Below are 19,699 nucleotides of genomic sequence, written 5' to 3' on the forward strand. Positions count from 1 at the left end.
ATCATAAATTCAATACTACATTCGTTGCAACGGCAATTTGATATAAAATTTGCGTTAGCATAGAAAAAATTTGTAAATTCTCACTATCAACTTTAGGCAAAACCAAGACAGAATCTCCAGGCATCATATCGATACTTCCGCTATATTTTTGAGCCTTGCCATTGTTACGTATAACAAGTACTTTAGAAGTATCCGCTCTTTCTCCATAACCTCCTGCGAGGTTGATATAGTATTTTAAATTTTCACCCTTATTATAAACAAAAGCTCCTGGTAAAGTAACCTCACCTTGGACTATGATAAGATTGTTTTTACTAGGGACATTGATAGTATCACCCTCTTCTAGTATAACCTCTCCATAAGATTTTGGTTTATCGATAACAATTTGCCCCTTAGGCTCTAATTCTCTTGCTCTTTGGATAAACTCAAGTATCAATTTTGCTTGTTCTGCTTTGATAGCCGCACCCTGAGAAGTCACTGAAGGACTAGTTAAAGCAAGGGTTTCAAGCTCTTTAAGCTGAGCATTGATAAGATCTTTTTGAGTTTTGGCAACACTTTTTCTAAAAACTTGCAAGGCATTCATGTCCGATTGCCCATTTGCCACGATCAGTCTTGAAACATCCTCTAGCGTCGTTCCTTTTCGAACTACCAAAGTTTTAAGCCCGCTATGCTCGCCATTGACTGTTATACTGATATTTTGCGAAATGTATTCGGGATTAAACTGCACCTCATCACCCGTTTTTAATAAAACTTTAGAAAATTGCATTTTATTATAAGCACTTACTTCAAGCTTATGATCATTTTCATAACTTCTTAGTATCGCATTAGTCACTATAGGTTTGGCACCTGCTACACGGGCTAAATCAAATAAAGTTTTAATATCATTTGCAAGCTCAAAGCGAAACGGTCTTTGCACATCTCCATTTACAAAAACATAACTTTGGACATTTCCCACCAAAACCACATCGCCACTTCTAAAAGGAAAAAGATCCATTTGACCCTTAAGTAAAAAATCATACAAATCTATCTTTTTAATCACAGCATTATTGCGTAAAATTTGAATATCTCTAAAACTTCCGTATTCTAAATTTATCCCGCCTGCCTTATCAAGATACTGGATCACAGAATCCGAACTAAGACCTTGATAAAGCCCTGGAGCATTAACACTGCCTGTGACAAAAACACTAACATTTTGATAAGCATTCATATCAGCATAAACAAAAACATTATTTTTATAAATTTTATTTACCTGAGCTTTAATCACACTTACAAGAGCACTATTTTTTACCCCTAGCAAATTTACCGCTCCTACCTTAGGGATAAAAATATTTCCTTGAGAATCCACAACTAAAATTTGTTCAAATTCAACCGCACCCCAAATTTTAAGACTGATTTGATCGCCTACTGCGATTTTATAGTCAGGATTATAAACCCTTTGAGTGTAATTTTTGAAATTTCCATTAAATAATTCTGCGCCAAATACAGGAATTTGAGCAGGGGTGCTCTTGCTGATATTGTTTTCTATATTTTGAGAAGAGCTAGTTGTGCTAGAATTTCCACTTGAGCTAATCTGTGAAACATCTATAGCTCCAAAACAAAAAATACAACTTAAAAATAAAATTAATATTTTTTTCATTTTAATACTTGTGCTCCTCTATAATCATTTTAACAAATTTAATCACCCCAAAAATCAAAGATAATACAATAAATGCTGTTAAGATATTATAAATTTTTTCAGGGTATTTTGCACTTTGGGGTACATCAGGGGTTTGAACGATAACTAGTTGTTTAATCTTTCTTAAAGCTTCTATCCTTGCACTTTCATAAGCTTTCAAAGCCGCCTCATAAGCACTTTGAGCAAAGCCTGCTTCTATGGTTAGATCTTGAAATTTAGCAGCTAGATCATTGAGTTTTTGAGAAGAATTATCGGCTGAAATTTTAGATCTTTCTTTGACTAATTGTTTTTTTAAAGCAGTGATTTCAGCCTTTAGGGTTACAATTTCAGGTGCGCTATCATTCATATAGCTTTGCATGGTTAAAAGCTTAGCTTCTCTTTGAGCGATATCTGATTCAAGTTGAGTTACTAAGCCAGCTTTAGCTTCTGCTTGTTTTAGAGGATCAAAAACTCCATACTTATTTTGAAAGGCAATCAAATCGTTTTGCGCTTTTTGATAGCGTTCTTTATATTTTATCAATTCTTCTTCCGCAAAGCTCATTTGTTCTCTTGCTGCCTTGTGTGAAATTTCATTGATAAATTTTTCACTTTCTTGCATAATGGTTTTGGCGATTAAATGCGCAGATTCTGGAGTAAATCCTTCAACCTCGACATTTAAAAGTCCTGTTTTATCATCCACATGTACTTTAACGCGGCTTTGATAATATTTTAAATAACTTTCTATAGAGCTAGAACTTGATAAGCTATAAAATAAATCAATATATTGCTCATCATAAAGCTGTTTTAGATGAATTTTTTCATCTAGAATCTTTAACATATCAAGCGATTCTATATAGCCTTGTAAAAACTTGATATCTTCGCTAGTATTGGAAGTTGCGGTTAAAAGCGACAAAACCCCGCTTGCTTGAGTGCTTCCAGTAGTTGATTTTACACTCATGGTGATAGTACTTACATAACGATCAGCGGCAATTAAAATATAATAAATGATCACAAAAATCATCAAGATCCATACTATCTTGAAAGAATCAAAAATACTTAGATCTTTAATTTTATTAAAAAATGTATTTATTTTTGTCATTATTTTTTCCCTTGATAGACGGCTATGCCCTCATCTACATCATCATAAACAGTAGCTTTCCCATTTTCCATAAAGATAATTTTATCACACCATTCTTTAATTTCAGCCACATTGTGTGAAACCATGATCACTTTAGATTGGCTCAATCTTTCTTTATATAATTTATGGCTTTTTTCTCTAAATTTAGGATCTCCTACAGCTCCTGCCTCATCGATTAGATAATAATCAAAATCAAAAGCCATGCTAAGCCCAAAAGCTATCCTAGCACTCATACCCGAAGAATAAGTATTCATGGGCTCATCAAAAAATTTGCCAAGCTCTGCAAAATCTTCTACAAATTTAACTTTTTCGTAAAGCTCTTCACCCTTATAGCCATAAACCCTAGCCACAAATTTAGCATTATCTCTAGCTGTTAAGGATCCTTGAAAAGCTCCGCTTAGCCCTAAAGGCCAAGAAAATTTCTTATTGGTAATGATTTTTCCTCTATCGGGAAGCTCAGAGCCACTTAAAAGCTTCATTAAAGTTGATTTTCCTGCACCATTTCTACCCATTAAACCTATACTACAATTTTCAGGAAATTCAAAAGTAAAATCTTTAAAAACATAATGCCTTCCGCCATTAAATAAAGGATAAGATTTGGTTAAATTTAAAACTTTTATCATGTTCTTCTCACTGCTGTTAAAGCTTGTCTATTGTAATAATATAAAAAAAGTCCCACAAAAGAAGTGCATATGATACAAAATATAGGATAAGTATAAGTATAATCATCTTGCAAAGGATAATTTTCAAAAAAATTAAATCTTAAAAGCTCCATAACATGAAGCAAAGGATTATAATATAATATATCAAGAATAGGTTTTGGCATAAGCCAAGTAGGAAAGATAACACCCGAACCCCAATAAAATACTATACTAAAATAATTAAGCAAAGTCTTTAAGGGCTCTAAAAAATATCCAATGATAGCAAAAACCATACCCAAAGCAAAACCCGAACACATAAGCAAAAATATACAAATCATCACGCTTAAAAAATGCCTAGGGATAACTTCTAATCTAAAAAACCAACCCACTATAAACAATACTGCTACAAATATAACAAAATAAATACAAAACTCAAGCAAAGTCCTAGCGATAAAAACATGTATGGGTTTTACAGGTTTGTAAGCAAAAAGAGCTAAATTTGCTCCTATGCCATTCATAAGCTGAGTGACTATACTTCTAAACATAAAATAAGGAACTATACCCGAAATTAAAAACATAAAAATAGAAATCCCTTCAGGCATTAGTTGATGATGGTATTCTCTGAGAATAGTCACAATGGTAGTAAGTATTAAAATGACACTCATAGGCTCGCCAATAACCCAAAAATAACCCAAATATTTATTTTTACCAAATCTAGTCTTTAATTCTCTAAAAAACAAAGCGTGAATTACATTTAACATTTATTTATATACCTAATTTTTGCATAAGCTATAATCATAACTCATTTTTTTAAACAAATCATAAAATTTTATCTTTATAAAATTCAAGCTTTTTGCCAAATCCTAAAGCATTGTTTGTAAATTTAAGCCAATCAAGCTCTAAAGCATAAATTTTTGCACTCTTATCCAATTTTGCAAAAGGAAATTTTGAAAAATAAATTTTTATTTGCTCCTTGCTTGCGCTTTTAAATTTGGCCTTAGCTTGGATGCCTTTTAAAAAAGCTATCTTGCTTTCTTTAGCTATATTTAGTGCTATGCTAGGATTTTCGCTAGCTAATTTTATATGCTTCGTATCTTCATGTGAGGCGATGATAAAAGCTAAATTTTTTTCATCAAAGACATAAAAAGCATTGGCTATATAAACACCTTTTTCATCACTCATAGCCCAAGATAAAAGCTGCTCATTTTTTATAAATTCTAAAATTCTTTCATCCATTGGGTAAAATTATACTAAATTTTTTTTAAAAATAACCGATTTTTCATTTTAAGCATATCAATACAAGGGGAGCAAAATGCAAATTGATGCGAGCAAAAATCAAAGTTTTTCAATGGACTATACAACAAAAAGTGGCAAACACCTAGCCTTGTCTATGTATGATAATCAAAGCTTAAGTTATAGCAATGATGAAGAAGGTAAAAGTCTTAATCTTAAACGTCAATATGGTTTTAGCTTCACTTTTGAAGGCTCTAAACTCACCCAAGCTGATCTTGATGAGATAAAAAATGCAATGAAAGAAGTCGAACCCATGATAAAAGACTTTTTGGCAAATTCTAAAGTAGGAGAATTAAAACCAAAAGAAATCATAGAATCAGCAATGCAAATGGCAAATGTATTGCCAACGCCAAATGATGAAAACCATCAAAATGCTATCATGAATAATTTTACAAATAAACTTAGTGATTTACTCAAACAAAATCAAAGCAATGATAAAGATATCAATACATCCATGCTCGAAGATAGCAAAAAACTACTAGATGAAGTGTTAGAGCAAATGAAAAAGCAGCTTGAAAAACAGCAAGAAAAAGCTAAAGAAAATCAAAATAATGCAGAAAAAGGTTTAAATCTTTACGCTTAAATTTTATAATAAATCATAAAAAAATAAAAAAGGCACAAGATGAAAAATGTTGAAATTTTAGAAAATATGCTCAAGCTCCAACAAAAACTCAATGATGAAACTAATGGTTTAAATTGGGAAGAAGGTTATACCAAGGAAGGAAAGCTCATCAGCTGGAGACGTTGTATTTATATGGAATGTGCCGAACTTATAGATTCTTTTGCTTGGAAACATTGGAAAAATATTTCAAGCCCTACTAATTGGGAAAATGTTCGTATGGAAATCGTAGATATTTGGCATTTTATCCTCAGTCTTTTACTTGAAGAATATACAAATAAAAAGGATAAAAATTTCCAAGCCATAGCGAATGAAATCATCTGTGTTAGTGTTTTTCAAGATTTTTGCAAAGAAGAGGGCAATCCTAGCGAAAATGATCTTTATAGCATTTTAAATGACATAGAACTTATCATTCATAAATGCAGTGGCTTTGGATTTAGTCTTGGAGAGCTACTTTCTAATTATTTTATCCTAGCGATTAAGTGTGGACTTAATCTTGAAATTCTTTATAAAACCTACATAGGAAAAAATATTTTAAATATTTTTAGACAAAACAATGGCTATAAACAAGGTACTTATAAGAAAGATTGGAACGGAAAAGAAGATAATGAAGTATTGGCTGAAATTTTAGAGCAAGAGCTTGATTTTGATACTATTTATAAAAAATTAGAAGAATATTATAAAAAGGTGTAATTTGAAAATTTTAAGACTTGCTATTAAGGATTTTTTCACACTTCAATTTTTGAAATTTACCTTAATTCCACTTACTTTTAGTTTTATTTTGATGATATTTTTGGCAATTTTTGGTTTTTCTTTTTTGCTTGATTATTTTAATTCTTTATTTAGTGTTGGAGAAGACTCGTTTTGGGCATGGTTTTACGCTCTTCATTTTGTTCAAATTTTAATTACGCTTATAAGTGTTTTATTTTCGGGCTTTGTTATAATTTTTGCTTCAGTTTTCCTAGCCCTTTTTATCACCTCTTTTCTTACTCCTCTCATTGTAAAACAAATCAATAACAAATACTATCATCACGAAGTACAAAACATCTCAAATATGTATATAATTTTTGAAATTTTCAAAATATTTTTAAAATTTATAGGAATTTTTTTACTTTGCACCTTGGCTTTGTTTTTGCCTTTTATCAATCTTTTTGTGTATTATCTTGCTTTTTATTATCTTTTTCACAAGCTTTTAATGCTTGATATAACAAGTTCGGTTTTAGATAAAGAAAATTTTAAAATTTTTAACGCTCAAGCATCTACCTTTGAATTTAAATTCAGCACTTTATGTTTTTACTTGCTCTCATCTATCCCGCTTTTAGGAATTTTTTTGCAAGTATTTTTTGTGATTTTTTTAACACATTTAGCTTATCAAAGAATTTTAAAATTAGAAGTTAAGGGATGAAATATCGATTTTGTGATTGTATAAATAAGCTCTTAAAAGTCTTGGTATTTTAGCGATTCTGCAAGCTTCTTTAAATTCTTTTGGCAATTTTTGACAAGTTTCATATTTAAAAACGATAGCCTTTTCATCCTTATACACGATGCCTATTTTTCCACCTAAAACACAATCGCCCTTCAAAAACTCTTTTCTTTGTGCTGCGCTTAAAAGCAAACCTTTCATTTTTACAGCCTTAGCAATCAAACTTTCATTTTTAGGACAAATCATAAGACCTTGAATTTCTTTTATAGACTCCAAATCATAGAGTTTTTTTCTATCCTCATCAAGATAAAAAAAACTTCTTTTTAAACCTTGATGAAATTTACTCACAAAGGCATTGGAAAAATTTTTTCTTATATAATTTCTAAAATATTTTTCATTCTCATTACTCTCATCTTGAAAATAAAAAATATCATTCTCTTTTAAATAACTTAAAATTTCATCCTTACTCATAAAAAGCAAAGGGCGTAAAAGTGTATAATTTGAGCGCTTTTCACACTCTTGCATGCCTAAAATTTCAGCCAAACCCGCCCCACGAGAAAGCTGCATTAAAAACCACTCCAATTGATCATTGAGATGATGAGCTAAGATAAGATTGCTATAATTTTGCTCAAGACAAATTTTTTCAAAGAAATCATAACGAAAATCCCTAGCTTCTTTTTCAAAATTCCCCTTTATCACAGGAGCACTTTTTATAAAAATTTTTTTATGAAATTCCAAGGCAAGCTCCTTGGCTTTTTGCTCTTCTAAATCGCTATTTTTTCGTGTTTTATAATTAATCATCACAAGATCAAAATCAATCTTTTTTTGCACTAAAAAATGAAAAAGTGCACTAGAATCACTTCCATAAGAAAAAGCGAGTAAATTTCTACCCTTTTTTAACAAGGATAAAATTTCATCTTTAATTTGCATCTATTTTTCTTAAAGCCTTGGCTATGAGCTTTTTATCAACATTTTGAATGATTTCGCATTCATAAATTTGTCCCATTTCCAAATTCCCGCATTCGCTTTCATTGATAAGAATTTCTCCATCAATCTCTCTATCCCATCTTAAATCTTTAGCTGCGATAAAAAACTCACCCTCGCTACTCTCACCTGTACAAACAACTAAGCGCTTTTTTCCCACTTCTTTTTCAAAACTTTTTTCTATGACTTCGTCTACAATTTTTTCTATGATTTTAAGCCTTTTATTGATCACTTTAAAAGGCACTTGCTCCATATCAAAAGCAGCTGTATCTTCTTCTTTAGAATACGCAAAAACACTCACTCTATCAAAACCAAAATCTTTGATAAATTCACAAAGCTCCTCAAAATCCGCATCACTTTCACCTGGGTGCCCTACGATAAAACCCGTACGCAAAAAGCTATCAGGTGCACTTTTCATCAAATTTAACATTTCTTTAAGTCTTGTGCTATTTGCTCCGCGTTTCATAATCTTAAGCATATTGTCGCTAATGTGTTGCAAAGGCATATCAAAATAATTTACAAAAATTTTAGAAGCTATAATACGCTTGATCAAAGCCTCACTCGCACTTGTAGGATAAAGATATAAAATTCTAGCCGCTTTAATACCCTCGATCTTTTCTACCTCATCAATCAAACGTATAAGCCCATCTTTTTCACCCTTATCAAACAAATAAGAACTCGTATCTTGTGCGATAAAAGAAAAATCCTTATAACCCCTAGCCACCAAATCTTTAAGCTCGGCTATAATGCTAGAAATTTCACGCGATTTTAACTTACCCTTAAAACTTGGGATCGCACAAAAAGAACATTTTTGATTGCAACCTTCAGCGATTTTTATAAAAGCATGCGAATTAGAACCTGTGATGATGCGTTTGGAGTTTTCACCCTGCAAATAAGTCGAATTTGAAAATAAATTGGTTTTTTTAAGTATCATTTCATCGATTCTTTCATAATCACCCACACCAGTAAAAAGATCAACTTCAGGAAGTTCTTTCATAAGCTCTTCGCGGTAACGCTGCATCAAACAACCCGTCACAACCAAAAGTGAATCTTTTTTTCTTTGCTCATGCAAATCTAAAATCGCATTGATGCTTTCTTTTTTTGCACTATCTATAAAGCCACAGGTATTTACGATTAAAACATCAGCCTTACTTGGCTCATCGCAAAGCTCATAAGCGCTAAGACGCCCTAGCATAATCTCACTATCGACTAAATTTTTATTACAGCCTAAAGACATAAGATAAAGTTTTGACATTTTTTTCCTATATTAAAGTTTTATTTTGATATAATCTTCGATTTTAAAATATAATTATAGCAAAGAAATTTTATGGATAATTACGAATTTAGCGAACTTTTAAAAACTTTAAAAAACAAAGTCGGCAACATAGCCTCTATCATCAAGCCTGAAAACATCCAAACAAGGCTTAAAGAGATCGAAGAGCTTGAAAATTCTCCTTCTTTTTGGAATGATGTCAAGCAAGCAGGAATCATAGGCAAAGAAAAAACCAAGATTACCAATCTACTAAAAAACTACGAAAATGCTTTCAATGCTCTAAATGACGCAAGCGAACTTTTCGATCTAGCCAACAGCGAAAACGATACAGAAACGCTTGAAGCTTTATTTAATGATGCGCCAAAACTTGAAGATACCATCACAAGTCTTGAAATTTCCATGCTTTTAAGCGGAGAAAATGATGGCAAAAATGCTATTGTTTCTATTCATCCTGGTGCGGGTGGAACGGAAAGTAATGACTGGGCAAGCATGCTTTATAGGATGTATTTAAGATTTTGCGAAAGAGAAGGTTTTAAAGTCGAAACTTTAGACTTTCAAGAAGGCGAAGAAGCAGGACTTAAAGATGTAAGCTTTTTGGTTAAGGGTGAAAATGCTTATGGGTATTTAAAAGCTGAAAATGGAATTCACCGCTTAGTAAGAACCTCTCCTTTTGATAGCGCGGGACGCCGCCACACAAGCTTTTCAAGCGTTATGGTAAGCCCTGAACTCGATGATGATATAGAAATAGAAATCGAAGAAAAAGATATAAGAATAGATTATTATAGAGCAAGTGGAGCGGGTGGACAACATGTCAACAAAACAGAATCAGCCGTAAGAATCACGCATTTTCCAACCGGTATAGTCGTACAATGTCAAAACGATAGAAGCCAACACAAAAACAAAGCCACCGCTTTTAAAATGCTAAAATCCCGCCTTTATGAGCTTGAACTCATGAAACAACAAGATAGTGCTAATGCAGGTGAAAAAAGTGAGATAGGCTGGGGGCATCAAATCCGCTCTTATGTGCTTTTCCCTTATCAGCAAGTTAAAGACAATCGCAGTGGAGAAGCTTTTTCTCAAGTAGATAATATCCTTGATGGGGATATCAAAAAAATGATAGAGGGTGTTTTGATTGCTTTAAAATCAGAGTAACAGGCTTAAAAATAAGTAATTTCCGCAAAATGTCGGTATAAAAAGAATTAGAAAGATAGCGGGATTTTCCCGCTTGTTTTATTATCTTGCATAAAACCTAAGAGCATCATTCACAGAACAATAAACTCTTTTCTTAAAATCTTTATCGCAATAAACACTCACAACTTTATAGTCTTTTTATCGTTTGGATTTAATAAGAAAACATAGTTTGAGTATGGAGTTTTATCTATTTCTAAATCACGCTTCATTTCTTTAATTTTGCCTTCTGGATTGTTAATATCACTAATTGTTCTGACTGAAGTATAATCATAAAGTTTATGATTTGGATATTTTTTCATAATCTCTTGATTACCTAAATCAAACATAGCTTGATCGTTGCCATTGTTTTTTTACTCGACTAAATCGCCATCGCCACAACCTATAATCAAAGTCATAGCTCCTAAAGCCAAAGCACTTGTTAAAATCTTTTTCATTATTTTTGCTCCTAGTTTTAAAATTAAATTAATATAACTATACCTAAATTTAAAATTTAAATATCATTTTTGCAATAAATTCTAAAGTAAAAATCACGTAAAAATTTAACTCATAATTATTTCACTCAAACAAATTTTTATGCAAAATTTCTTCTAAAACCACAGTAGCATAAGAGCCTTTTTGCAAGAAAAACTCTATACAAAAATGAGCTTTTTCTTCATCATAACGCCATTTTAACTCTTCTAAATATCCCCACATAAAGCGTCTTGAACCTTGCATTTTAGCCTTAAATTCCAAAGCGTCTTTAAAAATTTCATTTTCTAAATTTAAGGCCAAACCTTCTCCTGTTTCATAAGCCTTAGCACCGATTAAAAGTCCCATAGCACTAATGTCTCTTGCTCTAAAACGCTCAAGCTCAGCACTCAAATCCTCGCATAAAAAACACTTTCCAAAAGGATAATGCCCTAAAACCTCGCCTTTTAAAAGCTTAAAAAATTGTTCTTGTTTTTTAAGTTCCTTAGCTTCTTCTTTAGAAATTTTATAAATTTGGATCAATTCTTTTTCGGTAAAATCATTTGCAAAATGTGATAACTCCACTCTTTTACTCAAATAGCGATTAAAAAGCTCACTTTGAAAAGCTGAAATTAAAAACTCTTTCATTTTGACATTTTTCATCTTTTTGCCACGCAAAATTTCAAGCCCTTCTTTGTAATTATCCCCAAATTTTCCAAAACGCTGATAACCAAAATAATTCGCAAAACCTTGTTTATCCAAATTCATCAAAGCTTGCTCTAATTTTAAAGCATCGCTTGGCATTACTTTTTTTAAGCGTATGAAAAAGGAATTTCCTTTTAGATGCCCTATTCTTAGCTTGTTTTCATGGATAAAAGTCTCTAAAATTTTAAGTTTAGGATGAGAAAAATTTGATAAAAAACTCTCAAATTTTTTAGGCATAGAAAGGTATTGAAAGGTTGATCCTTGCTTATCTTTAAGCCCTGCATAACCAAAATCTCTTATTTTAACCCCGCTTGTTTCGCTTAAAATTTTTAAAGCTTCATTTGTGGTTAAATCTTTTTTATTGATATGCAAAATAAGATGTTCACCCTTACCGCTAAATTCATACAAAGGCCTTTCACGCACTACAAAATCATCGCTATTTTTACTAAAATACGCATTAATAGGACTGTGTTTTAAACTATACAAAGGCTTAAAAATGGTGTTCTCTTCCTCTAAATTCATATTTTCCTTTCACTGCTTTTCCAAAGATATTTAATTTCACGCCGTGTTTTTTGGCTATTGTTTCTATATTTTGCCGTTCTTTTTCATCAAAAGCAAACAAAATTTCATATTCTTCTCCGCTATAAAGCGTATAATCATCAAGTTTTTTAAACCAAGAAATACCGCATTTATTTAAAGCTAAAAGTCTTGATAAATCTTTGCTTAAACCATCTGAAATATCCATAGCACAAGAAATTAAAGGTGCGACTTCATAAAAAAAACTAGCTCTTAATTTTGGCTTTATAAATACATGGTTTGGTTTTAAAGTGCCCCCATTTTGTAAAATTTCAAGCCCTTTTAAACTTCGCCCTAATTTTCCTGTATAAGCAAGTAAATGTCCTTTTTTTAAACCTTTTCTAAAAACGGCTTTATCGTTAATCTTTGAAATGATAGTAAGACTAATGTCTATTTTATCATTGCTTATAGTATCGCCGCCTATGATTTTTATATTAAATTTCCTAGCTGTTTTTAAAAAACCTTTTTGTAAGGCTTTGATCTCATTTTCGCTTAAATTTTTTGGTAAAGCAAGTCCTAAAAGTGCGTATTTTGGCACAGCATTCATCACAATGGCATCTGAGATATTGACAAGCATTGCTTTTGTAGCAATTTGCTCTAAGCTAAACCACTCTCTTTTAAAATGCACATTTTCAAAAAACAAATCCTTACTAAAACACCAATCATCAATAATAGCTCCATCATCGCCGTTTTTTTCATTTAAAAAAGCTTTGATTATAAAATCTTCCTTATTCATGAAAAGATTTTATAAAATTTCCTTTTAAATTCTAGTGAATTTTAAAAAAATTTTATATAATACTTATCAAAAGGAAAAAGCATGAAAAATTTAGAACTTAGAATTTTTAGATTTGATAAACAAAAAGATTATGAGGCTTATTATAAACCCTATGTTTATAATAATTATGAAAATTTTGCCACTCTTTATGATTTACTTTTGCAAGTGCAAAATGATGATATTTATTTTGATTTTGAAAAAAATGATAAAAGCTATATCGTAGTCAATAAAGAATTTTTACCATTAAATACACCTTTAGATATCTTGGTGAAAAAATACGATTTTAATCTCATCATAGAGCCACTAAGCACCAAAAGATCAGTAAAAGACCTCATTATCAACAAAGATGATTTTTTAGAAAAATTTAAATACCTTGCTCCATTTGCAAATGAGAAAGATAAAAAGCTTTATGAAAAATATGATTATTTGTATTATTCAAGCGAAATTTTAGACTTTTTACCTGAATATATGGGCGATGCAGTGTTTTATCTGACTTCAAAAATGATAGAAAAATATCCTGATAAAAAAATAAAAATTTTAAAGACAATTTGCGATACGCAAAAAGGCATCTTTTATCATCTTACAAGTAAAAATGAAGATTTGGAAAATACTATCAAAAATTTACAAAAAGAAATCATAGATTTAAAACTTATCAATGAGGCTGCTTTAGAATTTGATTTACCAAAAATCAATGCTTTTGATAATGAAATCAAAGAGCTTGGTGAAGTAAAATATGATTTTGATAATTTTAATATCGCTTGTTATGGTTTTAAAATCAAAGATGATATAAAATCAAAAATCAAAGCCCATTTTATCTCTTATGAAAATAGCGATAAAAACAATGGATTTTCACTACTTCAACTAAACCCTGAACTTAGCTATAAAATGGCAGCAAATATCATCCTTGATGCTTACGATAGTGGTGCTGATTTTATGGTGGTAAATCAAGCAAAAGATTTTTATATGTTTGATACTTGCTCGAAAAAACTTATGCAAAGTAGTGGAAGAGAATTTAAGGATTTTTATGTTTTAAGTTATTTTGAATTCCTTTCTTTAATCCAAGGCATTAAAAATCCTTCTTTGCAAAATCATGACTTGAAAGTAAGTTTGATATGAAAATTTCTTTAGAATGTAAAGATTTGATCATCGAAAAAGCCTTAGAGCTTTTTTTAAAAGAGCATTTAGTGATGAAAAAGGACTGCGATTTTATCATAAGCGATGAAAAAATCTCTACTCAAAAGCCTTTATTTATCATCGCTAAAAATTCACCCTTTTTAAGTTTGCCTTTTAGCAAAGAAGCTCTCATGAATTCCTTAAATGAATTCGATAGCGCGCTAAAAGCAACAGCTCAAAAACTAGCCGATGAAAGAAGAAGAGTGCTAGAAGCAAGGATAGATGAAATCGCAAGTGAATTTAAAAGAGACTATCAAAGCAAGATAGATCTTGCTATCAGCGAGCTTAAAGATAAACTGGTTAAAGCTTTAATGTATGAATAATGAATTTATAAGCGTTAAGGATTTTTTACAAGGTAAGAAAAATATCCATTTTAACGACTCTACCCAGCCCAATAAAAAAGAAAAAACCAAAAAAACCTTGCCTAAATTATATACAAGCATAGAAAGTGGCATATATAAGGGTAAAAAACTGCTTTTACCTAGTCTTCAAACCACAAGAAGCACTAAAAGTATCGTAAAAAAATGTGTTTTTGATGTCTTAAGATCAGATTTAAGAAATAAAATTTTTATCGAAGCTTTTGGAGGAAGTGCTTTAATGGCTGCTGAAGCTTTAAGCAATTACGCTCTTAAAGCTTATGCTATAGAACTTGATTTAAACGCTTATAAAATCGCTTTAGAAAATGCTAAAAATATAGATACAAACTTAAAAGTAATTCATGCTAATACTTTTGAAATACTGCCTAAACTTATAGAAGATTCTAAAGAAGATATCATTTTATATCTTGATCCGCCTTTTGATATAAGGGAGGGTTTTAGTGGAATTTATGAAAAAATTTATAATTTTTTAGAAAAATTAAAATTAGATGCTTTATTTTGTATCGTTTTAGAACATAATTCTAAAATCAAAACTCCTGATAATATAGCAAATTTTACCAAAATAAAAGAAAAAAAATTCGGATCAACTAGTCTTAGTTTTTATCAAAAAAATATTCTAGAAGAATAAATTTTAATCTTGGAACACTTATTGCTTCTTTTATTCTAACTATCAGATTAAAGGAAGAATCGATGAGGGTTTTAATATTTTTTTTACTTTTGATGACAAGTGTTTTTGCAACACAAATAAAAGATATAGCCAATACCGTAGGCGTAAGAGATAATCAGCTCATAGGTTATGGTCTTGTTGTAGGATTAAATGGTAGCGGAGATGGAACAAGCTCGAAATTTACACTACAATCCATATCCAATCTTTTGCAGGGTATGAATATCAAAGTAGATCCTAACGATATCAAATCAAAAAACACAGCAGCAGTTATGGTAACAGCTAAACTTCCAGCCTTTGCAAAAAGTGGAGATAAGCTCGATATCACAGTTTCATCTATGGGCGATGCAAAATCTTTGCAAGGTGGAACACTCTTGCTTACCGCACTTCGTGGAATCGATGGGGAAATTTATGCTATTGCACAAGGTTCTATCTCAACAGGAGGATTAACTGCTAGACCAGGAGGAGCAGGCTCTCACTCTACTGCTGCTACTGTGATGGGTGGTGCTAATGTAGAAAGAGAAATTCCGCAAAATTTTAGCCAAGATAGTGATTTAACCCTAAGCTTAAAAGTAGCAGATTTTAAAACAGCAAGCGATATAGAAAGAATTTTAAATACTATATTTGAAGAAGATGTGGCTAGAGCTATTGATTCTCGTACGGTAAAACTTAAAAAACCTGAAGATCTTTCTAATGTTGATTTTATGGCAAGAGTTTTAGAGCAAGATATTGCTTATACTCCTCAAAGTAAGGTAATTATCGATGAAAGAACAGGAACGGTGATTGCAGGAGTGGATATTGAGGTTGAGCCTGTTTTAATCACCCATAAAGATATTACCATAAAAATTGATCCAAACAATAATGCAGCAGCAGCTCAAAATGAGATCGATATGAAAGATGGTGGCTTTGTAGACCCTAATTCAAATACCCTAAGAATCAACAATGCTAAAAGCACAGTTGCAAACATTGCTAGAATGCTAAACAAACTTGGAGCAACGCCAAATGATATCATTGCTATCATGGAAAATTTAAAGCGCGCAGGTGCAATTAACGCGGATTTGGAGATCATCTAATGAAAGTGGATAATTTTTTAAATACTTATAGTATGAATAGCGCTTTACTTGATCGTGCAGCCAAAGCAAGAAGTTTAGAATCAAGCATCAAAATAAATGACAATGATATAGTTACAAAGAGCAAAGAAGATGAAGCCTTAAAAGAACAAACGGATGCTTTTGAGGCATTTTTTTTAAAGCAAGTTTTAGATGTATCTTTAAAAAGTCAAAATTCACTCTTTGGAAAAGATGCCAGCGATGAAATATACTCTTCCATGTATAATGATACCATGAGTAAAGCTTTAAGTGGAGGTATGGGTTTTTCAAAATTATTATACGATTTTTTAAAAGAAAGGGGTTAAGTTTTTTAAATTTAGGTCGATATGGTTTGTAGAGGATTATAACTAAGATCAAGGAGGCAGAAATGATCAATCCTATACAACAAAGTTATGTGGCAAATACCGCATTAAATACAAATAGAATAGATAAAGAAACTAAAACAAACGATACTCAAAAAACGGAAAATGATAAAGCGAGTAAAATCGCAGAGCAGATTAAAAATGGTACTTATAAAATCGATACAAAAGCTACGGCTGCTGCGATTGCTGACTCTTTAATCTAAAACTTTCATTCTCCTTTTTTTGAGAGAGAAAAGGAGAAACTATGCTTAAACAAAGACTTGATGAAGTAAATGCTATCTTAGCAAAACTTATTGCTTTAACCGAAGAAGATATAGAAAATATCAAAGTGGCTAAACATGAGAGTGTAACGCCAAGTGTAGAAGAAAAAAACAAACTTATCGCCGAATTTATTACAGCTAAAAAACAACTTGATGTTGCCTTGGTTGAGCTAAATAATAGCTCTACAAAAGGGCTTAGTGAACTCTTAGATGATGAAGATAAACAAAAACTAGATCTACTTAAAAAAAATCTTCAAAACCTTCATAGTAAAAACAAAGAGTATGCTAAATTTGTTCTTATTGTCAAAGATTTTCTTGATGGCTTAGTAAATAAAATGTTTGATATCAATGATGGAACAAATAATGCTTATGGAGATAAAAAGACAAATCCAGAGTCAATTTTCAAGATCAATGTATAAGGATTTATAATGGGTATTTTTGGAACATTATACACAGGTGTTACAGGCTTAAAGGCAAGCGAAGTTCAAATCGCAACAACTGGAAATAATATCTCAAATGCTAATGCAACTTTTTATACACGCCAAAGAGTGGTGCAAACTACAAATGGATATATTACAACAGGTGGAGTTCAAGTAGGTACAGGAACTACTGTAGAAAGTATAGTGCGTTTGCATGATGAGTATTCTTACTATAAATTAAAAGGTGCATCTACTCAACTAGAATATACTAAATATATGGCTTCCACTTTACAAGAAATTGCGCAGCGTTTTCCCGACTTACAAAATACTGGAATTTTGCAAGATTTAGAAAATTACAATAAAGCATGGAATGACTTTGCTTCAAATCCAAATGAAAATGCCACCAAAATAGCCCTTGTAAAAGCTTCTCAAACCTTGACAGAAAGTGTAAATAATACCTTTGCTACCTTAGATAAAATCCAAAAAAAAGTAAATGATGATATTAAAAATACAGTTGATGAGATTAATAGAATTGGCGAAGAAATTGCTACTATAAATAAACAAATTTATGGACAAGAAGCCTTACCAACAGAACACGCAAATGAACTTAGGGATAGAAGAGATGAACTTGAGCTTACTCTTTCAAAGCTAGTTAGTGCAGTTGCAAGCAAAAATGAAATCAATCAAGACAATCGCCTTGATACAACCATCACTGATCCAGGACATCAATACAATCTCAGCATAGAAGGTTTTAGTATAGTAGATGGTGTTAATTTTCATCCTTTAAAACTTGATTATGATGATAAAAATAAAGCTTATAGCATTTATTATGAAACTCCAGATGAAAAAGTTCGCGATCTAACTGCAAAAATTAACGGTGGACAACTTGGAGCTCAACTTGACTTACGCGGAAGAAATTATAGCAAAAGCGAAGGAAAATATAGCGATGGAATCATTCAAGGCTATATGGATTCTTTAAATACCTTTGCAAAAACCATGATCAATGAAACCAATAATCTTTACGCAAGCTCAGCAAAAAGCTCAGTAACTTCTGATTATCTTCCAGGACTTACAGAGGACATTCCTTTGGTAAATTATGATAGAACCATACAGCCTGGAAGTTTTGATATAGTTATTTATGATGATAAGGGCGATAAAAAACTTACAAAAACCATTACCGTTGATGTAAATACCACTATGGAAGATATCATGCGTCAAATCACTGCTAACACAGATGATAATGGCAACAATAATGCAAATGATGATGTTGATGATCATATCAATGCAAGTTTTAGCTATGATGCAAAAACAGGGGATAGTTTATTTCAAATCAATGCAAAATCAGGCTTTAAAGTAGCCATAGAAGATAAGGGAACCAATTTTGCCGGTGCATTTAGCATAGGAGGATTTTTTAGCGGAACTAATGCTAGCGATATCAAAGTAAAAGATTCTATCTTAAATGATCCAAGCACAGTAAGAGCAAGCCTAAACGGTGTTGATAGTGGAAATGATATGGCAAATAAAATCATACAACTTCAATATGATAAAGTGAATTTTTACAATGAAGATGGAACAATTGATAATCTTACTATGGAAGAGTATTACCGCAAGCTTACGGGTAAAATAGGCTCTGATGGTGAAAACAATAATGTTGTAAATGCGAGTAATCAAACGCTTTATAACTCCGTTTATAGCGAATATCAATCTAAAAGCGGGGTAAATACCAACGAAGAATTAGCCGCTCTCATACAATGGCAATCAAGCTATGGTGCTGCAGCAAAAATCGTAACCACAGTAGATCAAATGCTAGATACCTTATTAGGGCTTAAATCCTAAGCTCTAGCGGTATCTAGTGAAAAATTTTACTCCACTTAAAAACAAACTTGATTCTTTGGTCGAAGAAAAAAATACCAACAAAGCTCTTTTTGAAAGTCCTGATCCTTTGCAAGTTGCTAAATTTCATAATGATGAATTTATCGCTTTACTTTGTGCTTTATTTGCTTATGGGAATGCTAAAAATATAGTCAATTTTTTAAAAAAACTTGATTTTTCTTTGCTTGATTTAAGTCAAAAACAAATTCAAAAAGAACTTAAAAATTTAAAATATCGCTTTCAAAATGAAAAGGATATACAAGAAATTTTTCTCACTTTTGCAAGGCTTAAAAATGAAATTTCACTCCATGAACTTTTTAGTACAGCCTATCAAAAAAGAGAAAATACCACCGATGCAATCCTAGCTTTTTTGCAAAAAATCAAGACTTTAAATTCGTATTCGAGTTATGGTTATGATTTTTTCTTTGGTAAAATTTGGCAAAATACCCCTACTTCACCTCTTAAGCGTTATAATATGTATCTAAGATGGATGGTTAGAAAAGATGAGCTTGATCTTGGACTTTTTACCAAAATTCACACCAAAGATCTTTTAATCCCTCTTGATACACATACACATAAAATTTCCTTGACTTTAGGTCTTCTAAAGCGTAAAATATACGACTATAAAAGCGTTTTAGAACTCACGCATAATTTAAAAAGATTGGATGCAAATGATCCTATAAAATATGACTTTGCGCTTTATCGTTTGGGGCAAAATAAAGAACTTAGCAAACTAAAGGAGTAAAA

The 19,699-nt window shown here is 31.5% G+C and carries 22 protein-coding genes and 1 pseudogene; 13 read left to right on the forward strand and 10 right to left on the reverse strand.

All coding sequences use genetic code 11. The features are described 5' to 3' along the window. Nucleotide 1 precedes the first annotated feature (1 nt). From KAR88_RS07165 to KAR88_RS07185, 5 genes are read right to left on the reverse strand one after another with little or no spacing between them, the layout of a single operon-like run. Entirely contained in the window at nucleotides 2–1,633 is a 1,632-nt protein-coding gene (locus KAR88_RS07165; RefSeq protein WP_192801338.1) for an SLBB domain-containing protein, read from the reverse strand. Nucleotide 1,634: 1 nt separating this feature from the next. Then, nucleotides 1,635–2,750: a capsule biosynthesis protein gene (locus KAR88_RS07170; protein WP_057030629.1), complete on the reverse strand. Its 1,116-nt coding sequence runs from the start codon at nucleotides 2,748–2,750 to the stop codon at nucleotides 1,635–1,637. Next, nucleotides 2,750–3,412, reverse strand: coding sequence for an ABC transporter ATP-binding protein (locus tag KAR88_RS07175; RefSeq protein ID WP_002784709.1), 663 nt, complete (start codon nucleotides 3,410–3,412; stop codon nucleotides 2,750–2,752). Before KAR88_RS07175 ends, KAR88_RS07170 begins: the two co-directional genes overlap by 1 nt. Continuing rightward, nucleotides 3,409–4,191, reverse strand: coding sequence for an ABC transporter permease (locus KAR88_RS07180; RefSeq protein WP_002788478.1), 783 nt, complete (start codon nucleotides 4,189–4,191; stop codon nucleotides 3,409–3,411). The genes KAR88_RS07175 and KAR88_RS07180 overlap by 4 nt, the downstream gene beginning before the upstream one ends. A 58-nt stretch (nucleotides 4,192–4,249) precedes the next feature. After that, nucleotides 4,250–4,666 (reverse strand): hypothetical protein, encoded by a 417-nt coding sequence (locus KAR88_RS07185; protein ID WP_002779237.1) that lies wholly within the window; start codon nucleotides 4,664–4,666, stop codon nucleotides 4,250–4,252. A gap of 76 nt (nucleotides 4,667–4,742) precedes the next feature. Between KAR88_RS07185 and ciaI the strand changes: the two genes are divergently transcribed. Genes ciaI through KAR88_RS07200 form a run of 3 tightly spaced genes read left to right on the forward strand, consistent with a single transcriptional unit; the run spans nucleotide 4,743 to nucleotide 6,747 of the window. Continuing rightward, a complete protein-coding gene (ciaI, locus tag KAR88_RS07190) occupies nucleotides 4,743–5,306 on the forward strand; it encodes an intracellular survival protein CiaI (RefSeq protein ID WP_002785618.1) in 564 nt (187 codons plus the stop codon). A 39-nt stretch (nucleotides 5,307–5,345) separates the two neighbouring features. Further along, nucleotides 5,346–6,035 (forward strand): dUTP diphosphatase, encoded by a 690-nt coding sequence (locus KAR88_RS07195; RefSeq protein WP_002797181.1) that lies wholly within the window; start codon nucleotides 5,346–5,348, stop codon nucleotides 6,033–6,035. A 1-nt stretch (nucleotide 6,036) separates the two neighbouring features. Next, nucleotides 6,037–6,747 (forward strand): EI24 domain-containing protein, encoded by a 711-nt coding sequence (locus KAR88_RS07200; RefSeq protein ID WP_158191962.1) that lies wholly within the window; start codon nucleotides 6,037–6,039, stop codon nucleotides 6,745–6,747. Here KAR88_RS07200 and tilS read toward each other — a convergent pair. Beyond that, nucleotides 6,730–7,695 (reverse strand): tRNA lysidine(34) synthetase TilS, encoded by a 966-nt coding sequence (gene tilS, locus KAR88_RS07205; RefSeq protein WP_002788464.1) that lies wholly within the window; start codon nucleotides 7,693–7,695, stop codon nucleotides 6,730–6,732. The two genes, KAR88_RS07200 and tilS, sit on opposite strands and share 18 nt — an antisense overlap. After that, the gene (gene rimO / locus KAR88_RS07210; protein ID WP_002799110.1) at nucleotides 7,685–9,004 is read right to left on the reverse strand and encodes a 30S ribosomal protein S12 methylthiotransferase RimO; all 1,320 of its coding nucleotides are present in this window, start codon (nucleotides 9,002–9,004) and stop codon (nucleotides 7,685–7,687) included. The genes tilS and rimO overlap by 11 nt, the downstream gene beginning before the upstream one ends. A 72-nt stretch (nucleotides 9,005–9,076) precedes the next feature. Here rimO and prfB point away from each other — a divergent pair, with 72 nt between their 5' ends. Next, the gene (prfB, locus tag KAR88_RS07215; protein ID WP_002779247.1) at nucleotides 9,077–10,174 is read left to right on the forward strand and encodes a peptide chain release factor 2; all 1,098 of its coding nucleotides are present in this window, start codon (nucleotides 9,077–9,079) and stop codon (nucleotides 10,172–10,174) included. Between the two features lie 158 nt (nucleotides 10,175–10,332). On the opposite strand, the pseudogene KAR88_RS07220 reads toward prfB, so the two are convergent. From KAR88_RS07220 to KAR88_RS07230, 3 genes and pseudogenes are all read right to left on the reverse strand, one after another. Then, nucleotides 10,333–10,647, reverse strand: a pseudogene (locus KAR88_RS07220) (hypothetical protein). Between the two features lie 121 nt (nucleotides 10,648–10,768). After that, nucleotides 10,769–11,887, reverse strand: a complete 1,119-nt coding sequence (gene truD, locus KAR88_RS07225; RefSeq protein ID WP_057037123.1) for a tRNA pseudouridine(13) synthase TruD — start codon at nucleotides 11,885–11,887, stop codon at nucleotides 10,769–10,771. Beyond that, nucleotides 11,856–12,677 (reverse strand): thiamine-phosphate kinase, encoded by an 822-nt coding sequence (locus KAR88_RS07230; RefSeq protein WP_057037122.1) that lies wholly within the window; start codon nucleotides 12,675–12,677, stop codon nucleotides 11,856–11,858. The genes truD and KAR88_RS07230 overlap by 32 nt, the downstream gene beginning before the upstream one ends. Before the next feature lie 81 nt (nucleotides 12,678–12,758). Here KAR88_RS07230 and KAR88_RS07235 point away from each other — a divergent pair, with 81 nt between their 5' ends. From KAR88_RS07235 to KAR88_RS07275, 9 genes are all read left to right on the forward strand, one after another. Next, complete coding sequence (locus KAR88_RS07235) at nucleotides 12,759–13,832, forward strand: DUF5644 domain-containing protein (RefSeq protein ID WP_057037121.1); 1,074 nt, start codon at nucleotides 12,759–12,761, stop codon at nucleotides 13,830–13,832. Next, the gene (locus tag KAR88_RS07240) at nucleotides 13,829–14,212 is read left to right on the forward strand and encodes a hypothetical protein (RefSeq protein ID WP_002779258.1); all 384 of its coding nucleotides are present in this window, start codon (nucleotides 13,829–13,831) and stop codon (nucleotides 14,210–14,212) included. Before KAR88_RS07235 ends, KAR88_RS07240 begins: the two co-directional genes overlap by 4 nt. Further along, nucleotides 14,205–14,894 carry an RsmD family RNA methyltransferase gene (locus tag KAR88_RS07245; protein ID WP_002779259.1) on the forward strand — a complete coding sequence of 230 codons (690 nt, stop codon included), beginning with the start codon at nucleotides 14,205–14,207 and terminating at the stop codon, nucleotides 14,892–14,894. The genes KAR88_RS07240 and KAR88_RS07245 overlap by 8 nt, the downstream gene beginning before the upstream one ends. A gap of 62 nt (nucleotides 14,895–14,956) precedes the next feature. Further along, nucleotides 14,957–16,003, forward strand: a complete 1,047-nt coding sequence (locus KAR88_RS07250; protein WP_002779260.1) for a flagellar basal body P-ring protein FlgI — start codon at nucleotides 14,957–14,959, stop codon at nucleotides 16,001–16,003. Beyond that, on the forward strand, nucleotides 16,003–16,344 hold the full coding sequence (locus KAR88_RS07255) for a hypothetical protein (RefSeq protein ID WP_002784057.1): 342 nt from the start codon (nucleotides 16,003–16,005) through the stop codon (nucleotides 16,342–16,344). Before KAR88_RS07250 ends, KAR88_RS07255 begins: the two co-directional genes overlap by 1 nt. Before the next feature lie 62 nt (nucleotides 16,345–16,406). Continuing rightward, on the forward strand, nucleotides 16,407–16,604 hold the full coding sequence (flgM, locus tag KAR88_RS07260) for a flagellar biosynthesis anti-sigma factor FlgM (RefSeq protein WP_002779262.1): 198 nt from the start codon (nucleotides 16,407–16,409) through the stop codon (nucleotides 16,602–16,604). Between the two features lie 41 nt (nucleotides 16,605–16,645). Then, the gene (locus tag KAR88_RS07265; RefSeq protein WP_002779263.1) at nucleotides 16,646–17,080 is read left to right on the forward strand and encodes a flagellar protein FlgN; all 435 of its coding nucleotides are present in this window, start codon (nucleotides 16,646–16,648) and stop codon (nucleotides 17,078–17,080) included. Between the two features lie 9 nt (nucleotides 17,081–17,089). Continuing rightward, the gene (gene flgK, locus KAR88_RS07270) at nucleotides 17,090–18,916 is read left to right on the forward strand and encodes a flagellar hook-associated protein FlgK (protein WP_002779264.1); all 1,827 of its coding nucleotides are present in this window, start codon (nucleotides 17,090–17,092) and stop codon (nucleotides 18,914–18,916) included. A gap of 16 nt (nucleotides 18,917–18,932) precedes the next feature. Further along, a complete protein-coding gene (locus tag KAR88_RS07275) occupies nucleotides 18,933–19,697 on the forward strand; it encodes a TIGR02757 family protein (protein ID WP_002781156.1) in 765 nt (254 codons plus the stop codon). The last annotated feature ends 2 nt before the right edge of the window (nucleotides 19,698–19,699 follow it).

This window comes from Campylobacter sp. JH23, from assembly GCF_017846595.1.
Classification (GTDB): domain Bacteria; phylum Campylobacterota; class Campylobacteria; order Campylobacterales; family Campylobacteraceae; genus Campylobacter_D; species Campylobacter_D coli.